This is a genomic window from Citrobacter sp. Cpo147 (assembly GCF_030332405.1).
Classification (GTDB): Bacteria; Pseudomonadota; Gammaproteobacteria; order Enterobacterales; family Enterobacteriaceae; genus Citrobacter; species Citrobacter portucalensis.
Genome location: NZ_JAOWHX010000018.1, coordinates 1 through 1,208, shown reverse-complemented (window position 1 = coordinate 1,208; position 1,208 = coordinate 1). Strand labels below are relative to the sequence as shown.

Below are 1,208 nucleotides of genomic sequence, written 5' to 3'. Positions count from 1 at the left end.
TGTCGCTGCCGCAGCTTCGGTGCATGGTTTAGCCCCGTTACATCTTCCGCGCAGGCCGACTCGACCAGTGAGCTATTACGCTTTCTTTAAATGATGGCTGCTTCTAAGCCAACATCCTGGCTGTCTGTGCCTTCCCACATCGTTTCCCACTTAACCATGACTTTGGGACCTTAGCTGGCGGTCTGGGTTGTTTCCCTCTTCACGACGGACGTTAGCACCCGCCGTGTGTCTCCCGTGATAACATTCTTCGGTATTCGCAGTTTGCATCGGGTTGGTAAGTCGGGATGACCCCCTAGCCGAAACAGTGCTCTACCCCCGAAGATGAATTCACGAGGCGCTACCTAAATAGCTTTCGGGGAGAACCAGCTATCTCCCGGTTTGATTGGCCTTTCACCCCCAGCCACAAGTCATCCGCTAATTTTTCAACATTAGTCGGTTCGGTCCTCCAGTTAGTGTTACCCAACCTTCAACCTGCCCATGGCTAGATCACCGGGTTTCGGGTCTATACCCTGCAACTTAACGCCCAGTTAAGACTCGGTTTCCCTTCGGCTCCCCTATTCGGTTAACCTTGCTACAGAATATAAGTCGCTGACCCATTATACAAAAGGTACGCAGTCACACCCCAAAGGGTGCTCCCACTGCTTGTACGTACACGGTTTCAGGTTCTTTTTCACTCCCCTCGCCGGGGTTCTTTTCGCCTTTCCCTCACGGTACTGGTTCACTATCGGTCAGTCAGGAGTATTTAGCCTTGGAGGATGGTCCCCCCATATTCAGACAGGATACCACGTGTCCCGCCCTACTCTTCGAGTTCACAACACATGCACTTTTGTGTACGGGACTTTCACCCTGTATCGTGCGACTTTCCAGACGCTTCCACTAACACACATGCTGATTCAGACTCTGGGCTGCTCCCCGTTCGCTCGCCGCTACTGGGGGAATCTCGGTTGATTTCTTTTCCTCGGGGTACTTAGATGTTTCAGTTCCCCCGGTTCGCTTCATTACGCTATGTATTCACGTAATGATAGTGTGACGAATCACACTGGGTTTCCCCATTCGGAAATCGCCGGTTATAACGGTTCATATCACCTTACCGACGCTTATCGCAGATTAGCACGTCCTTCATCGCCTCTGACTGCCAGGGCATCCACCGTGTACGCTTAGTCGCTTAACCTCACAACCCGAAGATGTTTCTTTCGATTCATCATCGG

The 1,208-nt window shown here is 51.8% G+C and carries 1 rRNA gene; it reads right to left on the bottom strand.

Going from position 1 to position 1,208, the window contains the following annotated elements:
- Nucleotides 1-1,171: ribosomal RNA gene (locus OGY06_RS00065) — 23S ribosomal RNA — on the bottom strand; the annotation flags it as partial.
- Nucleotides 1,172-1,208 lie beyond the last annotated feature (37 nt).